The organism is Pseudomonas sp. CF161, from assembly GCF_000416215.1.
GTDB lineage: Bacteria > Pseudomonadota > Gammaproteobacteria > Pseudomonadales > Pseudomonadaceae > Aquipseudomonas.
The window spans coordinates 1-20,166 of the sequence record NZ_ATLP01000051.1 but is presented as its reverse complement, the minus strand read 5'-3'; the positions used below and the strand labels follow the sequence as shown (position 1 = coordinate 20,166).

Annotated in this window: 16 protein-coding genes; 14 read left to right on the top strand and 2 right to left on the bottom strand. The window is 62.0% G+C overall.

Annotated elements, in window-relative coordinates; all coding sequences use genetic code 11:
* Window positions 1–134 precede the first annotated feature (134 nt).
* The gene (locus tag CF161_RS08925) at window positions 135–1,355 is read right to left on the bottom strand and encodes a CaiB/BaiF CoA-transferase family protein (RefSeq protein ID WP_020296248.1); all 1,221 of its coding nucleotides are present in this window, start codon (window positions 1,353–1,355) and stop codon (window positions 135–137) included.
* A 13-nt stretch (window positions 1,356–1,368) separates the two neighbouring features.
* The gene (locus tag CF161_RS08920; RefSeq protein WP_020296247.1) at window positions 1,369–2,550 is read right to left on the bottom strand and encodes an acyl-CoA dehydrogenase; all 1,182 of its coding nucleotides are present in this window, start codon (window positions 2,548–2,550) and stop codon (window positions 1,369–1,371) included.
* Between the two features lie 158 nt (window positions 2,551–2,708).
* Here CF161_RS08920 and CF161_RS08915 point away from each other — a divergent pair, with 158 nt between their 5' ends.
* The 14 genes from CF161_RS08915 to CF161_RS08850 form a co-directional block, all read left to right on the top strand.
* Window positions 2,709–3,608: a LysR family transcriptional regulator gene (locus CF161_RS08915; protein WP_020296246.1), complete on the top strand. Its 900-nt coding sequence runs from the start codon at window positions 2,709–2,711 to the stop codon at window positions 3,606–3,608.
* 451 nt (window positions 3,609–4,059) lie between these two features.
* Window positions 4,060–5,181, top strand: coding sequence for a Re/Si-specific NAD(P)(+) transhydrogenase subunit alpha (locus CF161_RS08910; protein ID WP_020296245.1), 1,122 nt, complete (start codon window positions 4,060–4,062; stop codon window positions 5,179–5,181).
* 15 nt (window positions 5,182–5,196) lie between these two features.
* Window positions 5,197–5,517 (top strand): NAD(P) transhydrogenase subunit alpha, encoded by a 321-nt coding sequence (locus CF161_RS08905; protein ID WP_003187417.1) that lies wholly within the window; start codon window positions 5,197–5,199, stop codon window positions 5,515–5,517.
* Window positions 5,517–6,953: an NAD(P)(+) transhydrogenase (Re/Si-specific) subunit beta gene (locus tag CF161_RS08900; RefSeq protein ID WP_020296244.1), complete on the top strand. Its 1,437-nt coding sequence runs from the start codon at window positions 5,517–5,519 to the stop codon at window positions 6,951–6,953. The genes CF161_RS08905 and CF161_RS08900 overlap by 1 nt, the downstream gene beginning before the upstream one ends.
* Before the next feature lie 180 nt (window positions 6,954–7,133).
* The gene (locus CF161_RS08895) at window positions 7,134–8,627 is read left to right on the top strand and encodes an acetyl-CoA hydrolase/transferase family protein (RefSeq protein ID WP_020296243.1); all 1,494 of its coding nucleotides are present in this window, start codon (window positions 7,134–7,136) and stop codon (window positions 8,625–8,627) included.
* 319 nt (window positions 8,628–8,946) lie between these two features.
* Window positions 8,947–9,162 (top strand): DUF1127 domain-containing protein, encoded by a 216-nt coding sequence (locus tag CF161_RS08890; RefSeq protein ID WP_020296242.1) that lies wholly within the window; start codon window positions 8,947–8,949, stop codon window positions 9,160–9,162.
* Window positions 9,163–9,615: 453 nt separating this feature from the next.
* Window positions 9,616–9,933, top strand: a complete 318-nt coding sequence (locus tag CF161_RS08885; protein ID WP_020296241.1) for a DUF2388 domain-containing protein — start codon at window positions 9,616–9,618, stop codon at window positions 9,931–9,933.
* Window positions 9,934–10,055: 122 nt separating this feature from the next.
* Complete coding sequence (locus CF161_RS08880; protein WP_371106520.1) at window positions 10,056–10,349, top strand: DUF2388 domain-containing protein; 294 nt, start codon at window positions 10,056–10,058, stop codon at window positions 10,347–10,349.
* Between the two features lie 28 nt (window positions 10,350–10,377).
* Window positions 10,378–10,698, top strand: coding sequence for a DUF2388 domain-containing protein (locus tag CF161_RS08875; RefSeq protein WP_020296239.1), 321 nt, complete (start codon window positions 10,378–10,380; stop codon window positions 10,696–10,698).
* Window positions 10,695–12,656 (top strand): DUF4105 domain-containing protein, encoded by a 1,962-nt coding sequence (locus CF161_RS08870; RefSeq protein WP_020296238.1) that lies wholly within the window; start codon window positions 10,695–10,697, stop codon window positions 12,654–12,656. Before CF161_RS08875 ends, CF161_RS08870 begins: the two co-directional genes overlap by 4 nt.
* A 216-nt stretch (window positions 12,657–12,872) precedes the next feature.
* Window positions 12,873–14,330, top strand: a complete 1,458-nt coding sequence (locus CF161_RS08865; RefSeq protein ID WP_020296237.1) for a hypothetical protein — start codon at window positions 12,873–12,875, stop codon at window positions 14,328–14,330.
* Window positions 14,318–15,793, top strand: a complete 1,476-nt coding sequence (locus CF161_RS08860) for a hypothetical protein (RefSeq protein ID WP_020296236.1) — start codon at window positions 14,318–14,320, stop codon at window positions 15,791–15,793. The genes CF161_RS08865 and CF161_RS08860 overlap by 13 nt, the downstream gene beginning before the upstream one ends.
* Window positions 15,794–15,825: 32 nt before the next feature.
* Window positions 15,826–16,242: a hypothetical protein gene (locus tag CF161_RS08855; RefSeq protein ID WP_020296235.1), complete on the top strand. Its 417-nt coding sequence runs from the start codon at window positions 15,826–15,828 to the stop codon at window positions 16,240–16,242.
* A gap of 112 nt (window positions 16,243–16,354) precedes the next feature.
* Window positions 16,355–20,166 (top strand): tubulin-like doman-containing protein (locus CF161_RS08850; RefSeq protein WP_020296234.1); only part of this gene is annotated, 3,812 nt, incomplete at its 3' end.

The window sequence follows — 20,166 nt, the reverse complement described above, 5'->3', positions numbered from 1 at the left end:
ATTATAGACTTCCAGAATCTGCCGTCAACCCTTAATTTGCACTTTCTATGAATAAGCTCAAAAACACCCAAAACAGGGTGCTTTTCCCTTCTATATAGAAGGGCGCAAGCGCCCCTCTATATAGAAGAAGAAACTTACAGCACTCCAGCCTGCCGCAACGCACTGACAGCTTCGGCCTCAAGCCCCAGCACACGCTGCAACACCTGCTGCGTATGCTCACCCAATAGAGGAGGGGCATTGCGGTACTCGACCGGGGTTTCAGAGAGCCGAATAGGGCTCGCCACCTGCGGCACCATGCCAGCCAGCGCGTGAGGCAGCTCGATCGCCAAACCGCGCGCCTGCACCTGGGGATCAGCAAACACCTGGGCCAGATCATTGATAGGCCCGCAAGGCACGCCTGCCTGCTCCAACTGCAGCACCCACTCGGCAGTGGTCTTGAAGACCGTTGCCTGGCGGATCAGCGGGATCAGCAGCGCACGGTTGGCCACCCGCAGCTTATTGGTGGCAAACCGCGGGTCGTCCGCCCACTGCGGCTGCCCAGCCACTTCGGCAAACTTGCGGAACTGCCCGTCATTGCCCACGGTAAGGATGAAGTCGCCATCGGCCGTAGGGAAATCCTGGTAGGGCACGATATTCGGATGAGCATTGCCCAGGCGCTTGGGGGCAACCCCCGTGGTCAGGTAGTTCATGGCCTGGTTGGCCAGGCAGGCCACCTGCACATCGAGCAGCGCCATATCGATATGCTGCCCACCACCGTCATGATCCCTATGGGCCAACGCCGCCAGGATCGCCACCGTCGAGTACAACCCGGTAAGGATATCGGTCAGGGCCACACCCACCTTGACCGGCCCGGCCCCTTCATCCCCCTCGGGGCGGCCGGTCAGGCTCATCAAGCCACCCAGCCCCTGGATCATGAAGTCGTAACCCGCGCGCTTGGCATAAGGCCCGGTCTGGCCAAAGCCGGTGATCGAGCAATAGATCAACTGCGGGTTCAGCGCCTTGAGCGATTCATAGTCCAAACCATAAGCCGCCAGGCCACCGACCTTGAAGTTCTCGATCAGGATGTCGGACTTGGCCGCCAGCTCACGTACCAGACGCTGACCTTCCGGCTGGGTGAAGTCGATAGTCACCGATTGCTTGTTGCGATTGGCCGACAGGTAGTAGGCGGCCTCACTGGTGTTCTCGCCGTAGGCATCCTTGAGAAAGGGCGGCCCCCAGGCGCGGGTATCGTCACCATTGCCCGGGCGCTCGACCTTGATCACTTCGGCGCCAAGGTCGGCGAGTATCTGCCCGGCCCAGGGCCCGGCCAACACACGCGATAAGTCCAGTACCCGCAGATGCGATAACGCGCCCATGGTCGCTCTCCTATTAATAGAACGCCTGGAGGCCAGTCTGCGCACGACCCAGGATCAGTGCATGGACGTCATGGGTCCCTTCATAGGTGTTCACCACCTCAAGGTTGACCAGGTGCCGCGCAACACCGAATTCATCCGAAATGCCGTTGCCGCCGAGCATGTCACGCGCCATACGGGCGATGTCCAGGGACTTGCCGCAGGAATTGCGCTTCATGATCGAGGTGATCTCTACCGCCGCCGTGCCTTCATCCTTCATCCGCCCCAGACGCAGGCAGCCTTGCAGGGCCAGGGTGATTTCGGTCTGCATGTCAGCGAGTTTTTTCTGGATCAGTTGGGTGGCAGCCAATGGGCGACCGAACTGATGGCGATCCAGGGTGTACTGGCGAGCGGTGTGCCAGCAGAACTCCGCCGCCCCCAGGGCACCCCAGGAGATGCCGTAGCGCGCCGAGTTGAGGCAGGTGAATGGGCCTTTCAGGCCACGCACATCGGGGAAGATGTTCTCTTCCGGCACAAATACGTTGTCCATGACGATTTCGCCGGTGATGGATGCACGCAGCCCCACCTTGCCGTGAATCGCCGGAGCGCTCAGGCCTTTCCAGCCTTTTTCCAGAACGAAGCCACGAATGTCGCCGGCATCATCCTTGGCCCAGACCACAAACACATCGGCAATCGGGCTGTTGGTGATCCACATCTTGCTGCCGGTCAGGCTGTAGCCGCCGTCGACCTTGCGCGCGCGAGTGATCATCGCACCCGGGTCGGAGCCATGGTTTGGCTCGGTCAGGCCAAAGCAGCCGATCCACTCGCCGGAAGCCAGTTTCGGCAGGTACTTCTGTTTTTGCGCCTCGGTGCCGAACTCGTTGATCGGCACCATCACCAGCGAGGACTGCACACTCATCATCGAGCGGTAGCCCGAATCCACACGCTCGACTTCACGGGCGATCAGGCCGTAGCACACGTAGTTCAGGCCGCTGCCACCGTATTGCTCAGGGATGGTCGCACCCAGCAGGCCGATCTCGCCCATTTCGCGGAAGATCGCCGGGTCGGTCTTTTCATGGCGGAAAGCTTCAAGCACACGCGGCGCCAGCTTGCCCTGAGCGAACTGCTCGGCACTGTCGCGCACCATGCGCTCTTCTTCAGTGAGCTGTTGATCCAGCAGAAGGGGATCGATCCAGTTGAAGCTTGCTTTGCCGCCCATGAGTGAGTCCTCGTGAAGTAGGTCAACTATCGTGGGCTGATCCTAGGCCGGGTTGCCCTGAACGGCAAACGAGGATTGCGCATACTGTTGTGCTAATTTCTCACTCCGTAATCGCCATAAACGCCATCAGCAGGTTGTATTGAGTGAGGTAGCTGTACATGCGAAGAAAGATCCCCAGCACCGTCGCCCTGGTCAGCTTCGAGGCAGCCGCCCGCCACGAGAGCTTCACCAAGGCCGCCCAGGAGCTGTCGCTGACCCAGGGCGCGATTTGCAGGCAGATCGCCAGCCTGGAAGAGTTCCTCAGTGTCGAGTTGTTCCGGCGCTCACGGCGTGGGGTCAAGCTGACCGAGGCCGGGCTTTCCTACAGCCGCCGGGTGGCGACCCAATTGGATGCCGTTGAACGCGATACGTTGTCGGTCATGGGCCAGCAGGGCGCCAATGTGATCGAACTGGCCGTGGTGCCCACCTTCGGCACCCAATGGCTGCTGCCACGCCTCAAGGACTTCCAGCAGCAGCACCCGGAAGTCACGGTCAACCTGACCAACCGCACGCGTCCCTTTCTGTTCGCCGACACCGACTTCGACGGCGCCATCTACTTTGGCGACGCCGACTGGTCCGGCACTCAGTCCCACCGCTTGATGGGCGAGAGCCCGCTTCCGGTGTGCAGCCCGGCCATGCTCGGCAACCAGGAGCAGTTAAGCGCCGCCCAGATCGCCGATCTGCCCCTGCTGCAGCAAACCACGCGGCCTTATGCATGGCGGCAATGGTTCAACGCCCAGCACATGAATATCCCTCGCGACATGACGGGCCCGCGTTACGAGCTATTCTCCATGCTCGCCCAGGCCGCCATGCATGACATGGGTATCGCCCTGATTCCGCCTTTCCTTATTCAGCGTGAACTTGCCGAGAAACGCCTGGTGATTGCCAACCCTCAGCGCCTCTCGAGCATCAAGGCTTATTACCTGATGATTCCCGAGCGCAAGGTTGAATCGGCATCTTTACGGGCTTTTCGCGACTGGCTGATCCATCAGGCACACAGCTACAGCCTCGAAGAATAAAGGGGAAGGGCTGCAAGCTGACCCCGTAGTCAGCTTATTTAAAGCACTACAGATATAACTATTTGTCGCATTTAGACAGACTGTACCGACAAGCTGAACAATCGTCCTACAAGCGGCTAACCACGTGGCTTGTAGGGTTTAATTCATAGCGATAACCGAGCATTCACACCACCGATAGAAAAAATATCGTTTTCTCGGAGAAATCCTTGAAAGGCACGGCCTGTAAGGGATCTAGCCGTACCAATGCGACATTCGGTCACGGGGTGACTTGTAGTTAATTTTCCGTCACGCACCAGAATCCCTTGAAGGGTGCAAAGTTCGCCTGCAAAATGCCGCGCCCCGCCGTGATTTCGGTGGGATCGTGCTGATCGGCCGCCCCAGTCGCACCTTCCGCAGTGCGCTGGCCTTCTAAGAAAGATCGAAAGCAATAAGATCAAGCAGGAGATTTGACGTGCACATTGGTGTTCCTCTCGAAACCCAAACGGGTGAAACACGGGTTGCTGCAACCCCGGAAACCATCAAGAAGCTGATCGGCCAGGGTCATAAGGTCACTGTGCAAAGCGGCGCCGGCATTAATGCCAGCGTTGTCGACAGCGCCTATGAAGCGGCCGGCGCAAGCATTGGCAGCGCCAGTGACGCCTTTGGTGCAGAGCTGATTCTCAAGGTCGTAGCCCCTAGCGACAGCGAGCTGACCCTGATCAAGAGCGGCACCGTGCTGGTGGGCATGCTCAACCCGTTCAGCAATGAAACCATTGCCAAACTGGCCGAGCACGGCATCACCGCGTTCGCCCTGGAAGCCGCGCCCCGGACCTCTCGGGCCCAAAGCCTGGATGTGCTGTCGTCCCAGGCCAACATCGCCGGTTACAAGGCGGTGCTGCTGGCAGCCCATCATTACCCGCGCTTCATGCCGATGCTGATGACCGCCGCCGGTACGGTGAAAGCCGCCCGCGTGCTGATTCTCGGCGCCGGCGTGGCTGGCCTGCAGGCCATTGCCACGGCCAAGCGCCTGGGTGCGGTGATCGAGGCTTCAGACGTGCGTCCGGCGGTGAAGGAACAGATCGAATCCCTGGGCGCCAAGTTCGTCGACGTGCCCTACGAGACCGATGAAGAACGTGAATGCGCGGTCGGTGTCGGCGGTTACGCCCGCCCCATGCCGAGCAGCTGGATGCAGCGCCAGGCCCTGGCGGTGCACGAGCGCGCCAAGCAGGCCGATATCGTCATCACCACCGCGCTGATTCCGGGCCGCAAGGCTCCGACCCTGCTGAGCGCCGAGACCGTCGCGCAGATGAAGCCCGGTTCGGTGGTCATCGACCTCGCCGCAGCCCAGGGCGGCAACTGCCCGCTGACTGTGGCCGACCAGGTAGTGGTCGAGCATGGCGTGACCATCTGCGGCCCGACCAACCTGGCCGGCGCTGTCGCCGCAGACGCCTCGGCGCTGTATGCGCGCAACCTGCTGGACTTCCTGAAGCTGGTCTTCACCAAAGAAGGGCAGTTCGACGTCAACCTCGAAGACGACATCGTCGCCGCGTGCCTGATGTGCCGCGACGGCCAAGTCATCCGTAAAAACGCCTAAGCAGGGATTCAGACGATGGAAGAGCTTATCTCCCCCGGTATCTACAACCTGATCATCTTCGTGCTGGCGATTTATGTCGGTTATCACGTGGTCTGGAACGTCACACCCGCGCTGCACACCCCCTTGATGGCGGTGACCAACGCCATTTCCGCGATCGTGATCGTCGGCGCCATGCTGGCTGCGGCTCTGACCGTGACCCCACTGGGCAAGACCATGGGTACCCTGGCCGTGGCCCTGGCGGCGGTCAATGTGTTCGGCGGCTTCCTGGTGACGCGCCGCATGCTTGAGATGTTCAAGAAGAAAGCCCCGAAAGTAAAAGAAGAGGCGCCCAAGTAATGAGCATGAACCTGGTAACGACGCTCTACCTGATCGCGTCGATCTGCTTTATCCAGGCCCTCAAGGGCCTGTCGCACCCGACCACTTCGCGGCGCGGCAACCTGTTCGGCATGCTCGGCATGGCGCTGGCGGTGCTCACCACCGTTGGCCTCATCTATAAGCTGGGCGCTGAGCTGGCCACCGCGGGCATCGGTTATGTGATTGTCGGCCTGCTGATCGGCGGCAGCGCCGGTTCGATCATGGCCAAGCGCGTCGAGATGACCAAGATGCCGGAGCTGGTGGCCTTCATGCACAGCATGATCGGCCTGGCAGCGGTGTTTATCGCCATCGCCGCCGTGGTCGAGCCGCAATCCCTGGGCATCGTCAAACAGCTGGGGGATGCGATCCCTGCCGGTAACCGCCTGGAGCTGTTCCTCGGCGCGGCCATCGGTGCCATCACCTTCTCCGGTTCGGTGATCGCCTTCGGCAAGCTGTCGGGCAAGTACAAGTTCCGCCTGTTCCAGGGCGCACCGGTACAGTTCGGCGGCCAGCACAAGCTGAACCTGGTGCTGGGCCTGGCCACCCTCGGCCTGGGCCTGTTTTTTATGTTCACCGGCAACCTCAGCGCCTTTGCCCTGATGCTGGCCCTGGCGTTTGTGCTGGGCGTGCTGATCATCATCCCCATCGGCGGCGCCGACATGCCGGTGGTGGTGTCGATGCTCAACAGCTACTCCGGCTGGGCAGCGGCGGGCATCGGTTTCTCGCTGAACAACTCGATGCTGATCATCGCCGGCTCCCTGGTGGGCTCCAGCGGCGCGATCCTCTCGTACATCATGTGCAAGGCGATGAACCGTTCCTTCTTTAATGTGCTGCTCGGCGGCTTCGGCAACACTGCGGATGCCGCCGGACCTGCCGGCTCGAAAGAAGCGCGCCCGGTGAAATCGGGTTCGGCTGACGATGCGACCTTCCTCCTGACCAACGCCGACACCGTGATCATCGTTCCCGGCTACGGCCTGGCGGTGGCCCGGGCGCAGCATGCGCTGAAGGAGTTGACCGAGAAGCTGACCCACCGCGGCGTGACCGTGAAGTACGCGATCCACCCGGTGGCGGGGCGCATGCCCGGTCATATGAACGTGCTGCTGGCCGAGGCCGAAGTGCCTTACGACCAGGTGTTCGAGATGGAAGACATCAACTCCGAGTTCGGCCAGGCCGACGTGGTGCTGGTCCTGGGCGCCAACGACGTGGTCAACCCGGCGGCCAAGAACGATCCGAAATCGCCGATTGCCGGCATGCCGATTCTGGAAGCGTTCAAGGCCAAGACCATCATTGTCAACAAGCGCTCCATGGCCAGCGGTTATGCCGGCCTGGACAACGAACTGTTTTACCTCGACAAAACCATGATGGTCTTCGGCGACGCGAAGAAGGTCATTGAAGACATGGTCAAGGCTGTCGAGTAAAACCTGCGCCAAGGCAATACCCCAAACCTCAGCCTTTAGTAGGCTGGGGTTTTTTATTGGCTGCACAAACCCGACAAAAGGCTCTAAATCGCGGCGCTGCATTCGACCATGGTAGCGCGCCGAATTTGTTTGAAATCACTAGACTGCGCATCTTGCTTCCGTTGCCCGAGATAACAATCCATGTACCGTGATCGTATCCGCTTGCCTTCGTTGTTGGATAAGGTGATGAGCGCCGCCGACGCTGCCGCTCTGATTCAGGACGGCATGACCGTCGGCATGAGCGGCTTCACCCGCGCCGGCGAAGCCAAGGCCGTGCCCCACGCGCTGGCCGAGCGTGCCAAAGTGACCCCGCTGAAAATTACCCTGATGACCGGCGCCAGCCTGGGCAACGACCTCGACAAGCAGCTCACCGAAGCTGGCGTGCTGGCGCGGCGCATGCCGTTCCAGGTCGACAGCACCCTGCGCAAGGCGATCAACGCCGGCGAAGTCATGTTTATCGACCAGCATCTGTCGGAGACCGTGGAGCAGCTGCGCAACCAGCAGCTCAAGCTGCCGGACATCGCCGTGATCGAAGCCGTGGCGATCACCGAACACGGGCATATCGTGCCGACCACCTCGGTGGGCAACTCCGCCAGCTTCGCGATTTTCGCCAAGCAGGTGATCGTCGAGATCAACCTGGCGCACAACCCGAACCTGGAAGGCCTGCACGACATCTATATCCCGACCTACCGGCCGACCCGCACGCCGATCCCGCTGACCAAGGTCGACGACCGCATCGGCAGCACCGCAATTCCGATTCCACCGGAAAAAATCGCCGCCATCGTCATCACCAACCAACCCGACTCGGCTTCTACGGTGCTGGCCCCGGACAGCGAGACCCAGGGCATCGCCTACCACTTGATCAACTTCCTCAAGCAGGAAGTGGACGCCGGGCGCATGACCAACAAACTCGGTCCGCTGCAGGCCGGCATCGGCAACATCGCCAACGCGGTGATGTGCGGCCTGATCGACTCGCCGTTCGAAGACCTGACCATGTACTCCGAAGTGCTGCAGGACTCGACCTTCGACCTGATCGATGCCGGCAAGCTGAGCTTCGCCTCGGGCAGCTCGATCACTCTGTCGAGCCGGCGCAACGCCGACGTGTTCGGCAACCTGGAGCGCTACAAGGACAAACTGGTGCTGCGCCCGCAGGAGATCTCCAACCACCCGGAGGTGGTGCGGCGCCTGGGCATCATCGCGGTCAACACCGCACTGGAGTTCGACATCTACGGCAACGTCAACTCCACCCACGTCTGCGGCACGCGGATGATGAACGGCATCGGCGGGTCCGGGGACTTTGCCCGCAACGCGCACCTGTCGGTGTTCGTCACCAAGTCGATTGCCAAGGGCGGGGCGATTTCCAGCGTGGTGCCGATGGTCAGCCACGTCGACCACACCGAACATGACGTCGACATCCTGGTCACCGAGATCGGCCTGGCCGACCTGCGCGGCCTGGCACCGCGGGAACGCGCCCGGGTGATCATCGACAACTGTGTGCACCCGTCCTACCGCGACGCCCTGAATGACTACTACACCGCCGCCTGCGCACTGGGCGGACACACCCCGCATATCCTGCGTGATGCACTGAGCTGGCACATCAACCTGGAAGAACACGGGCAGATGCTGGTGAAGTAAATGCAACAGTTGGCCGCTGACGCAAACACAGTTTCGTCAGCTGGCCAGCCGCCCAAATAGAACCGGTAAAAACTGTACTACTGTACCGGTGATTTTCCCGCCTAAAACCCCCTCCAATCTCAACAAATCTTACAAAACGCACTAAATAGGTGCGCATAGGTACAGTTGCCTCATTTCCGAGCAGTACAGCCCCTATAAACAGTTAACTGGTCCCTCACAATACAGGTGAACTGTATCTACAGAGTCTTGCGTCAGAAGAGGATCATTGGCATCAGTTAAACCACTACCTGATCCCGCCACAAGCGGAAGGATGTCAACCATGGAACGTACAATCAGTTCCGAACTGTTCTTCGAAGAGAAAGCTGCAAAATCCCAGGCTTCCATGCCTCTGCGCGTTATCGCCAACCTGATGCTGTGGCAGCGCCGCATCTCCAGCCGCCATCAACTGGCTCGTCTGGATTCGCGTTTGCTGGCTGACGCCGGTATCAGCGAAGCACAACGCTACGAAGAGCTGAGCAAGCCGTTCTGGCGCTAAGTTAGCGTCGCTGGCCCTGACCCACCGGGTCCACCGCCAGCACCCCAGATTAAGAAAACAGAACCCGTCGCGGGCAACCGCGACGGGTTTTGTCGTTTCAGGGCGCTCATTTCAGTGTGCGAAGGCGATTTGCATCAGGCAGGTACAGTTTTAATATTAAATATATTGAACCAATACAGTTTTAAGAAATTGTGATCTGTATCGGTGGCGCCGTGCTGAACATCAGCACGCTGCAAACCCCGAGCTTGAGGCCACGCAAGTCCCTATCCTCCCGTCACCCACTGGCCTGAAAGGTACGGGGCAGGCTGTTCGAAGCCATGGCACAGGCCTAATATCCCTGGATTATGTGGCGAGCAATCCTGAAGGCTCGTCTGATTTATCTGAACACTTCCACCCAGGCTGTCCGGTGCCCACTCAGCGCCCCCTTATCTGCTATTTACAGGAGCTTCATCCATGATCCGTCTTCGCCTGCTCAGCGCTGCTGCCTTGCTGGCCGTGGCTGCCAACGCGCACGCCACCAGCCTTATCGTGACCACTGATGCAATTGTCGGCGCACTCAAGGCCACCACCGACGCCACGTCCGATGCCACCTCGTCGCTGCGCGACAACAAGATCGTGCGCTCGGCCCGGGACGACGCCGCCAGCTTCGTCGCCACCGACGGCGCCATTCGCGGGGTGAAACTGGAAAGCGCGTTCGAGCACATCCGCCAACAGGTTCCGCAGCTGGACGTCAGCGACGCACAATTGGCCCAGGCCATTCTGGCGATCTGATTGCAGCCCGATTCCGGCTCTGCCTCGCGCACCCGGAATCCCCGGCGCTGGCCCTCGCCCGGGCATTGCGCTAGCCTTGGCGCTGTTTTTTTTCAGCTGTCGAGAGTCTGGTTTTGTTGCGAATACCGCTTAGTGTGTTGCTGTTATCCATGGTCTGTGGAATGGGCTCGGCTCAGGCTTTTGACCTGACCACCGAAGGCCTGGTCGTCACCGGTTACGCCACCAGCAAGGTGACCAGTGCCCCCTTCGACAGAAAACTGATACTCGCAGCCCAGGATGACGCCGCGGCCTTCGTGGCCAGCGATGGCGTCATGCGAGGCGCACAGCTGGAATCGGCCCTGGAATACCTGCGGCGCAGCCAGCCAAAACTTCATGCAAGCGACCTTGAACTGGCGCAAGCAATTCTCGTCCAATAATCATCCCCTGTTATTCCGGAGTCGTTCCATGCGCAGCCCGCTGATTGCCGCCACCCTAGGCCTGTTGTTGTTGGCCGATGTGGCCCAGGCACACACCCTGGTGGCCACCAGTAACATCATCGTCCGCGCCTTTGGCCGCACGATCGATTTCACCTCGGACACCACCACCTCCATCCGCGATTCGAAAGTCGTGCGCGAAGCCCACGACGATGCCGCCAGCTTCGTCGCCAGCAACGGCGAAATTCGTGGCGCCCAACTGGAAGCCGCCTTCGACACCTTGCGCACCCGCGTACCGCAAGCTCGCGACGCCAGTGACCAGGTACTCGCCGAAGCTATCCTCGCACTGTGAGGCCATCAGTCGCCTGGCTATTGGCCGGGGCCCTGTCGCTGCTGTGCGGCACGGCCCAGGCCGACCTGCAACTGCGCCTCAAGACCGACGGCTTGAGCCCGGCGCAACAGCAGGCCAGCCAGGCGCTGCTGGATGAAGCGATGCAGGCCCTGCCGCCGCGTTTCATCCAGCAACTGGATCGGCGGATCGATGTCGGCTGGACCGACAAGATGCCCAAAAATGCCTACGGCCAGGCGTCCCTGGTGTCCGAACTGGACCTCAATCGCAACCTGCTCGCCAGCCTCACCGACGGCTCGGCCGCGACCCAGAAGACCTATCGCCCACACGGCACCGTGCGCCGGGAAATGCTCGCCACCGTGCTCCACGAACTGACCCACATTTATGACCGCTCGCGCCTGTGGTCCGCCGCAGAGCGCCCGCTGATCCAGCGCTGCGCCAGACAGAACGCCAACAGCGGCCTGGTCGGCCTGCGGGATGAGTGCCGCGGCCAGACCGAGCGCCGTTTTACCCTGAGCGATGACCCGCGCCTGCTGGACCTCGCCGGCTGGCCGCAATACGTCGGCCGCCGTGGCGCGCGCGAGGAACACAACCGGCAAGTGGCGCGCAGCCCGGACATCTACGAGACGACCAACCCCAAAGAGTTCGTCGCGGTGAACATGGAGTACTTCCTCCTCGATCCGAGTTACGCCTGCCGCCGCCCCGGGCTGTACCGCTATTACCAGCAACACTTCGGCTGGGAACCGCCGGCCAAGGACAGCTGCGCCAAGTCGTTCGCCTTCCTCAATGCCGGCAACGACTTCGCCAAGCAGCCCCTGGGCCAGGTCGACCCCGAGCGCGTGTATGCGGTCGACTACCTGCTGGCCGAAGCCAACCAGAACTGGGTCAGCCGCTGGGGCCACAGCATGCTGCGCCTGGTGATCTGCGCCCCGGGCCGCCCGCGTGGCCCCGATTGCCGGCTGGACCTGGATCAGCACCTGGTGCTGTCGTACCGGGCCTTTGTCGGAGACGTGCAGCTGTCGAGCTGGGACGGCCTGGTGGGCAAGTACCCGTCGCGGCTGTTTGTCCTGCCCCTGGCCCAGGTCATCGACGAATACACCAAGACCGAGCTGCGCAGCCTGGCCTCGGTGCCACTGAACCTGTCGCGCAACGAGATCGAGCAGGTGGTGGAACACGCCGCTGAAATGCACTGGAGCTACGACGGCAACTATTACTTCCTGTCCAATAACTGCGCGGTGGAGAGCCTCAAGCTGCTGCGCAGCGGCAGCAACAACCCGCAACTGATCGGCCTCGACAGCATCGTGCCCAATGGCCTGCTGGAGGTGCTCAAGGGCAGGGGGCTGGCCGACACCAGCGTGCTCGACGACCCCCGTGAAGCCCTGCGCCTGGGCTATCGCTTCGACTCGTTTCGCGATCGCTACCAGGCCATGTTCGAGGTCATCAAGAAACACCTGCCGATCAAGCAGACCAGCGTCGAAGACTGGCTGTCCCTCAGCGCCGAGGAACGTCGCCAATGGTTCGCCCAGGCCGACCTGCGCACCAGCGCCGCCTTGCTGCTGCTGGAACAGGCCAGTTTTCGCCGGCAATTGCTGCTGGCCCAGGATGAGGTCAAGCAACGCTACCTGGGCGCTCGGGAGCTGAAGAACGGCGGCATGGACAACGCCAACAAGACCCTGCAGGAAATCCTCGCCAACAGCGGTTTCCTCAGCCGCCCGGCGGAGTTGCTGGGCAGCAGCGGCTACGGCCTGCCGCAGCCCAGCGAATGGCAGCGCCTGGAAGCGGAAAGCAGCCTGCGCCAGAAACACCTGCAAGCCCTGACCGGCGACCTGGATAAAGAAGTCCGCGCCTTGCTCGAACCTGCACGGGCTGCCGAAATTGCCGCCAACGAAGCCAACCTGAAGCAGGTGGGGGAACATTTAAGGGCGTTGCACAAGGCAGCAGGGGGGCTGGAGCTGCCTTGATCCTTTGGTATAAGCAGGACTTTTGACGCCATGGAATAGTTGACAACACCCATCAATATGCCACTATTCCGCGATCGAAAAAATGGTGCCATGCCATGGCTCTACGCCGCGTTTTTCACGGCGATCGAGCGCCTCGTACGACAGTAACCCCCCTTATCAGAAGTGCTTGCCGGAGAGATCGGGCGCGGACTTTTACGCAGGTATCAGCAGGATTATATGGAGATAGTCGGTAATCGCGGCGGGTACCAGTGGCAACTTGGCGACCAGCAATGGCAACAAACGGCAGAAGGCGGCTTTTCGCTCTCCAGCGTCGGCGGGGTAAAACCGCCAGCGACCCTGGTCGATCTCGACTACCTGGTCGGCGCCCGACTCACTGAATCCGATACCTATCTGCCATCATCTTTTGCGTTCTGCCCGAACAGCGGCGCGGCCCTCAAAGCCGTCGCTTACCAGGCGCAAAATCGCTGGCTGCCGCCCTATGGCGATGGCAGCGGATCGCGGGTAGTCAATGACGCCTGTCACCTGGACGGCGCGCAACAGACCGTCAAACAACTCTTCGAACGCCTGCAGAACTCCGCCGAGCGCGATCTCAACGACAGCAAGCAGATCATTGAGCTGCCGCGCAAGAATGGCCTGAGTTTCTTCGCCGCCAACCTCGGCGGCCACCGTGAGGCGCTGTTCGCCCTGGGCCGTGAGGGCAGCCTGTTTCTCTGGCAGCGCGGCTCCGAGAAGTGGCTGGAACTGCGCCCCGAAGGCCATCCGATCGGCCGCAACCGCCTGGAGAACTGGGCCAACTCGGTCAGCCTGTGCCCGGCCGAACACGGCCAGCACCTGCTGTTGGCCGGCGATGAAGGCGCGGTGCTGGTCAAGGTCGACCCGCTGAACCTCAAATACCGCTGCCAGCGCCGCGACGGCCGAGCGCTGGCCGGCCCCGGCGATCTGGAAGAGCAGTCCTTCCTGCCCCTGGTGCTGGAAGACGGCAGCGTCTGCCTGGTCAGCCCCAGCGCCAATGGCTGGGAGCGCTACCCGGTAGAAGGTGCCGACGCCGCGCAGATGACCCGCCTGTCCGCGCCGATTCGCGACCACGCATCCCGCCGCCTGCTGTGGATTGGCGAGCACGGTTACCTGAGCATGCGCCAGGGCCAGGCCCTGCAGGCGCAGTGGCACCCGTGGCCCAACGGCGCCACCGCCATGCCCGAGCAGGGGCCGCCGTTCCAGGACGGCTACGGCCTGTGGCAGCTGATCTTTACCGCCGAGGGCCAGAGTTATCTGCAACTGGACCCGGGGGCTACCGACCAGCCCAAGCCGATCAAGGGCTATCGCCTGGGCACCGGACACCTGAGCTTCAAGTACAACATTCGCCTGGAGCGTCCCTGGGACAGCCACGACGAAAGCATCACCCCGACCACCCGTGAGGTGGTGTACCCGTTTATCGAGTTCAGCAGCGACAAGCTCCTGCTCTCGATGCGCGTGGAGCAGAACAGCACCCTCGACGACTTCTTCAAAAGCGAACAGCCGGTGGATGCGCAGTACCGCCTCGAGCAGGTCGGTGGCCGCGGTTTCGGGCTCATGGCCCATGTCAGCCGCCCCTGGAATGCCCAGTGGTTCTTTTTCGATAACGCGTTGTGGCTGTATATCGATTCTTCCGGAGCGCTTTACCGATGGAACGCCTGACCCTGATGCTACGCCGTGGCTTGTTGCTGGTTCTGGCCCTGGGCAGCGCGGGCGCTGTCGCCGAGCCGATGCGCCAGGTGTTCCTGGTGCAGAACTCCGGCTGGATGGAACCCTTCTATCTGGACCCGGCGTCTTCGTTCAAACCGCTGGTGATCAAGCTGGCCGCTGCGGCGGCGGGCAATTCGGAAGTGGTGATCGGCGGCTTCAACCAGGCCGATGCCCAGCACCCGTCGCCGGAGTGGACCTACCGCGGTCCCGGCACCCACGACAAGCTCGCCGCCAGCGTCAATCAGCTGAGCCTGGTGCGCAAAGCCGGTGGCGCCTACGCCGACACCGACTTCAAGGAAGCGTTGCTGGCGGCCATCAAGACCGGCCTCGAGGGCCGGGAAGGGATTGTCTGGATCCTCACCAACAACAAGAACAGCCCCAACAACAGCAGCGAAACCTCGCTCAAGAACCGCGAGTTCTATGACCTGCTGCACAACGAAGCCAGCATCACCCGGATCGCCGCATTCCCGCAGAAAATGCCGGTGGCAGGCCCCAACTACCAGGCCAACGGCCTGATGATTTATGCGCTGGCCTACGGCGATAACGCCGGCAAGGCCCTGGAGCAGGTCCTGGCCCAGCCGGCCCTGGCGACCCTGCTCAAGGACAACCGGGTACGGCTCAAGCCCCTGACCCAGTCGGCGGTCCGCTTTATCCCCACCGGCGTGCAGGACACCCCGGACGTCAGTGCCGAACTGGCCCCGGACCAGCAGACCCTGATCCTCAATATCAACGTCGACAGCTCGCCCAAAACCGCGGTGCTGCTGGGCAAGTTCGAAAACCAGTTCAACCCGTACCAGATCCACGACGCGAAGATCGAGATGAACCTGGACATGCCGGGCGAAGCCCTGCAATCGAGCATCTCCCTCGACCGCCTGACGGACCTGGAACCCGGTGCGCGCTCCAGCGAGGCGGCGATCAGCCTGCAACTGCCGCCCTTGCCGTCCCAATGGTCGAGCGAGGTGATCCTGTCCAGCGGTTACCAGCGCGCCGGGACCATCGAGGTGCGCCTGAGCGAGCAGCAACTGCGTATCTCCCAGGACTTCATCGCGAAAATGAACGAGTTGTTCCCTGGCGATGCGCTGCCGGACGTGTTTATCCCGTCCAGCGAAGCCAGCACCTCTTCGACCGTACTGCCGATCGTGCTGCGCATCAGCTACCCGCTGGGGCCGGTGCTGTTGCTGTTCGGGCTGTTCCTGCTGCTGTTGATCGCGGCCCTGGTGGGCAAAAGCATGATCGCCGGCAAGAAAGCCGTGACCGTGATGGTGGAGGGCGTGGCCCAGCACTATCCGCTCAAACCCTTTAGCAGTGCCAACGTCTACGACGCCCAGCAGAACAAGGTCGCGACCATCAAGCGCGGCCTGTTCGGGGTCAAGCTCGTGGACAAGGCTCCCGACACTGCTGTGCGTCTCAAGTAACCCTCACTCAAGAATCCCCAAGGAAGTTGAACATGGCCCAGACCAGCACACTGCCAGCCCCGATTGAAAGCGAAGCACCGGCAGCACCGGCCAGCACCACCACCAGCACCTTGAGCGTGCCATCGCCGATCGGTCTGGACCTGGGTCCGAAAAAAGTCGACAGCCGCGACGCCCTGATCGGGGTAGCGGTGCTGGTGGTCCTGGCGATCATCTTCTTCGTGATCAAGAACGCCTACGCCAACTGGCGCGTACGTGAGCGCGTGGCACCGAGCCGTGCCAACGCCTCCGGCTGGTTCCTGTTCCTCGGCCTGCTGATGGTCGCGACCATGGCGGTGCTGGCGGTGATCAACTCCGGCCAGTTCCTGGCTCCGCTGTACCTGGCGCCGCTGGGCGGCGTTGCGGCCATCTCCCTGGTTGCCTGGCTGATGACCTTCTCGGCCAAGCGCTGAGTCATCGCTGCCTGATGGCCGGGGTGCGCTGCGCACCCGGCCTGTCTCACCCCAATAGCGGATCAATTGCCAAGTTCACTTGGCCAGCCCACCCGGGCTCATGGAGTTTCTGATGAACGAGAGTGCACAACCTTCCGGCCAGGCAGCAGCCCCGCAGGTCAGTGAAAAGATCCACCCAACCTTGTTCATCGCCCTCGGCGGCACCGGCATGAAGGTCAACATCCGCCTGCGCCGGCGCATCCTCAATGCCATTTGGGGTGGCAACAACCAGGTGCAGCAGATTTCCGACTTCCCCCTGGTGCAGTTCGTCAACTTCGACCTCGATTCGGGTGAAGTGACCCAGGACGGCAAGTCGATCAAGACCGACGTGCTGGCCGAGCAGGTGGCCTTCACCTCCGAAGAAAAGATCATTGAGCCGCTCAACCTGAGCAAGTACACGCACTCCATCGATGAGCTCAACCGCCATCGCGAAGTGGCCGAGTGGTTCCCCCTGACCCCGGAAAAGATCAAGAGCCTGGGCATCGATCCGTCCAAGGGCGCCGGGCAGATCCGCGCCCTGTCTCGGCTGTACTTCTTCGACAAGTACCCGAGCATCCGCGACAAGCTGCGCAGCAAGGTCGGGCGCCTGCTGAGCAACATCGGCGCCCAGGCCGACAAGCTGAAAAAGCTCGGCCTGGAAATCGACCCGGGCAAGATCCGCGTGGTGATCACCGGCTCCGCGGCCGGCGGCACCGGTTCGGGTTCGTTCCTGGACATGGGGTTCCTGGCCAAGGCCATCCTCAAGGAAAACAACATCGCCGGTAAGGTCGACCTGTTCCTGGTGCTGCCGGGCGGCTTCGGCTCGTACAACGCCGAGCGCGTCCAGGCCAACGGCTATGCGGCGCTGATGGAGCTGGAGACCTGCATGCGCGGCAACCCGCTGCTCAAGCACTGGGACGCCACCGACAACCTGTTTATCGACAACCGTCCCTACGACGACGTGTACATCATCGATAACAGCAACGTCGCCCAGGCCAAGACCAGCGACCAGGAAGACATCTACGAGATGCTTTCGGATGCGCTGTTCACCGACTTCACCTCCCAGGATTTCGCCAACAAGAAGCGTTCGATCGCGGTCAACCAGAACCAGCACAAGATCCGCTCCTACAGCGTGAGCCTGCCCCAGGACTACGGCAGCGACACCAAGCTGCACTTCCCGCGCTCGTACTCGTCCCTGGGCCAGGCGGTGCTCGACACCCAGGTCGACGCGCGCCAGCACGTTCGCCTCAATCGCCAGGTGCAGCAGATGCTCAAGGCGTTCTTCGGGGTGGCCAACGCCAATAACGCGGTCAACGACAATCGCCCGACCGACAAGGAACGCGACGAGTTCCTGCGCGAGCAACTGAACGTCACCCCACGGACCTTCACCGAGCTGCCGGACTTCCTGTCCCGCGTCGAGTTGACCCTGGCCACGGGCGAGTTCACCCACTACCAGATCGCCGACGACCTGTTGCAGGTCGAGGGCGACAACAGCATCACCGCGCAGATCGAGCAGAAAACCGAGAGCCTGTTCGAACGCCTGCAAAACGGCGGGGCGGACAAGGATCAGTGGCTGACCCACGTGCGGGAAATCCAGCAACAGCTGGAGCGCGACACCAAGGGCAGTTCGGTGGACAGCGCCGAGCGCAACCACGAAGTGCGGATCAAGGAAAACCGCAAGAAGCGCATCGCCGAACTGGTGCGTGAAGACGCCTTGCCCGAGAAGCTGTTCCGACGCCTGGATGATGACGAGCGCGGCGGCCTGGATTACACCCTGGCGCTGGTGGAAATGCTCAAGGACCGCCTGGAAAACGAAGGCACCGGGATCATCCCGGCCCTGGAAAAGAACGCCGCGCGCTTCAAGGAACTGTCGGAAAAACTCGAGTCCTCGGAGCTGGCCCGCGAGTTCGAACGCCTCAAGGAAACCACCGGCTCAGGCCTGCTGGCGCGCCTGAGCGGCAAGGACAAGCAAGCCGACACCGTGCTGGTCCAGGTCAAGGACACCCTGCGCGAAAGCCTGCTGTTCTACGTGCGCCATGTCGCCGCCCGTGAAGCGGCGCAACTGCTGCGCGAGATCTCCGAGTGGCTGGGCCGCAAGGAATCGGTGGACCAGAACGGTCGCGCGATCTGGAACGGCTTTGTCGGCCGCCTGCAGGATGGCCGCAACGCGGTGGACAGCCTGCTCAAGCGCATCGACACCGACATCACCAAGATCGACGCCAGCATCAAGGAAAAACACGCCACCCTGATTCCCCTGGCGCCGGTGCAAGGCAACGAAGAGCCGGCCGCCAATGGCGCGGATGTGCGCGAGTGGGCCAAGGACGCGTTCAAGGATTTCGGCGGCTCGAAAGTGCTGTTCGGCAAGTTGCAGACCGAAGAGGGCCAGGAAGAGCTGCTGCTCAAGCTGCGCAATAAATCCGTGCAGCAACTGCCGAAGAACGCGCAGCGCATCGACCCGCTGATGAGCGCCCTGGCGGCCCTGAACCCGGAAGAGCAGCGCGAGAAATTCCGCCAGCTGCTGCAACGGGCCATGCCGTGGGTGCCGCTGAACCTCACGGGCGGTTTCGATATCGGGCAGAAACTCTACACCTGCCTGATCGGTGTGCATGACCATGCCGAGTTCAAGCGCGTATACGGCGCGACCCTCGGCCAATGCCTGCCACAGGGTACGGCTATCAACGCCGGCGATATCCAGTTCGTGGAGTCGGGGATCCCCGGCAAACTGATCTGCTTCACCGAATTGAGCGGCTTCCCGCTGCCGGCGCTGACCCCGCTGTCGACCTACCTGGCCAGCTACCGCAAGGAAAGCGCGGCGATCCCGCTGCATGTGCACAAGCGCATCAGCCAGTTCGTGCAGCCGATCCAGTTCACCCAGGAGCAGTACCGCCAGTTCGCCGAGGACTTCAAACTCTACCTGCACGCGATTGCCCTGGGCGTGCTCAAGCGCCTGGACAACGGCCTGTACGAGTTCTTTATCGACAAGGAAGACTTCACCATCGGCGACGAATTCTCCATTCGTCAAAGCGGCCTGAAGCCGGTGCACCGCAGCGACATCGAAGCCCAGGTGCGTGACCGCACCCTGAGCCTCAACGAGGTACAGATCGCGGCGCTGATCGCCCTGTTCGAGGACATGAGCCGCAGTGCCTACAAGGCGCAGAAACGCATCGACGAGCAAGGCGCTTCGGAACCGTTCCAGGCCTTCCCGTACAAGATTGCCGAGCTGCTGAAAAAAGAATACCTGGCTCGCCTCAAGCGCCAGGCCGGTGACCGCGACCAGGAACTGGTGAAGTTGGCCGAAAGCTACCTGGGGCGCTTCAGCCAGCGCGTGATCGGCTCCCGGGCCGACGTCTACGCCGATGAAGTGCATGCCGACCACGAAGAAAAACTCAGCGTCGCCAAGGAGTTTTTCGCCGAGGGCTGGCTGGAGAACCTGCTCAAGCCGGTGGCGGCGCCGTTTGCCGGCCAAGCGCCTGCGGCCCCAGGCTTTGCCGCGCCGCCACCGATCGCCGGCGGCGCGCTGCCACCGCCGGTAGCGGCGGTGCAGTACAGCTATCACCTGAACGTCGCCGGGACCAATTACGGCCCCTACACCTCGGCGCAGTTGCAGCAATACGTGCAGACCGGGCAAGTGACCCGCGACAGCATGCTGTGGCGTGAAGGCATGGCCGCCTGGCTCAGCGCCGGGCAGATCCAGGAGTTGGCGCACCTGTTCGCCCCGGCGGCGGGCGGTCACCGCCATTGGGCGGCCCAGCCATGCCGCCACCGCTCTGAACCAAGCGAAGACGAGAACCCTATGTCAGCGTCAGTCAAAGCCGCCGAGTTTCCCGCAACCTGCGCCAGCAGCGCCTGTGGCCGGACACTCTGCGGGCCGGTGAAACACTGCCCGTACTGTGGCGTCGCCGTGCA

Coding starts and splice junctions, on each gene's coding strand:
- CF161_RS08925 (WP_020296248.1), bottom strand. CDS start 1,355: ATGGGCGCGTTATCGCATCTGCGGGTACTGGACTTATCGCGTGTGTTG.
- CF161_RS08920 (WP_020296247.1), bottom strand. CDS start 2,550: ATGGGCGGCAAAGCAAGCTTCAACTGGATCGATCCCCTTCTGCTGGAT.
- CF161_RS08915 (WP_020296246.1), top strand. CDS start 2,709: ATGCGAAGAAAGATCCCCAGCACCGTCGCCCTGGTCAGCTTCGAGGCA.
- CF161_RS08905 (WP_003187417.1), top strand. CDS start 5,197: ATGGAAGAGCTTATCTCCCCCGGTATCTACAACCTGATCATCTTCGTG.
- CF161_RS08900 (WP_020296244.1), top strand. CDS start 5,517: ATGAGCATGAACCTGGTAACGACGCTCTACCTGATCGCGTCGATCTGC.
- CF161_RS08895 (WP_020296243.1), top strand. CDS start 7,134: ATGTACCGTGATCGTATCCGCTTGCCTTCGTTGTTGGATAAGGTGATG.
- CF161_RS08890 (WP_020296242.1), top strand. CDS start 8,947: ATGGAACGTACAATCAGTTCCGAACTGTTCTTCGAAGAGAAAGCTGCA.
- CF161_RS08885 (WP_020296241.1), top strand. CDS start 9,616: ATGATCCGTCTTCGCCTGCTCAGCGCTGCTGCCTTGCTGGCCGTGGCT.
- CF161_RS08875 (WP_020296239.1), top strand. CDS start 10,378: ATGCGCAGCCCGCTGATTGCCGCCACCCTAGGCCTGTTGTTGTTGGCC.
- CF161_RS08865 (WP_020296237.1), top strand. CDS start 12,873: ATGGAGATAGTCGGTAATCGCGGCGGGTACCAGTGGCAACTTGGCGAC.
- CF161_RS08860 (WP_020296236.1), top strand. CDS start 14,318: ATGGAACGCCTGACCCTGATGCTACGCCGTGGCTTGTTGCTGGTTCTG.
- CF161_RS08855 (WP_020296235.1), top strand. CDS start 15,826: ATGGCCCAGACCAGCACACTGCCAGCCCCGATTGAAAGCGAAGCACCG.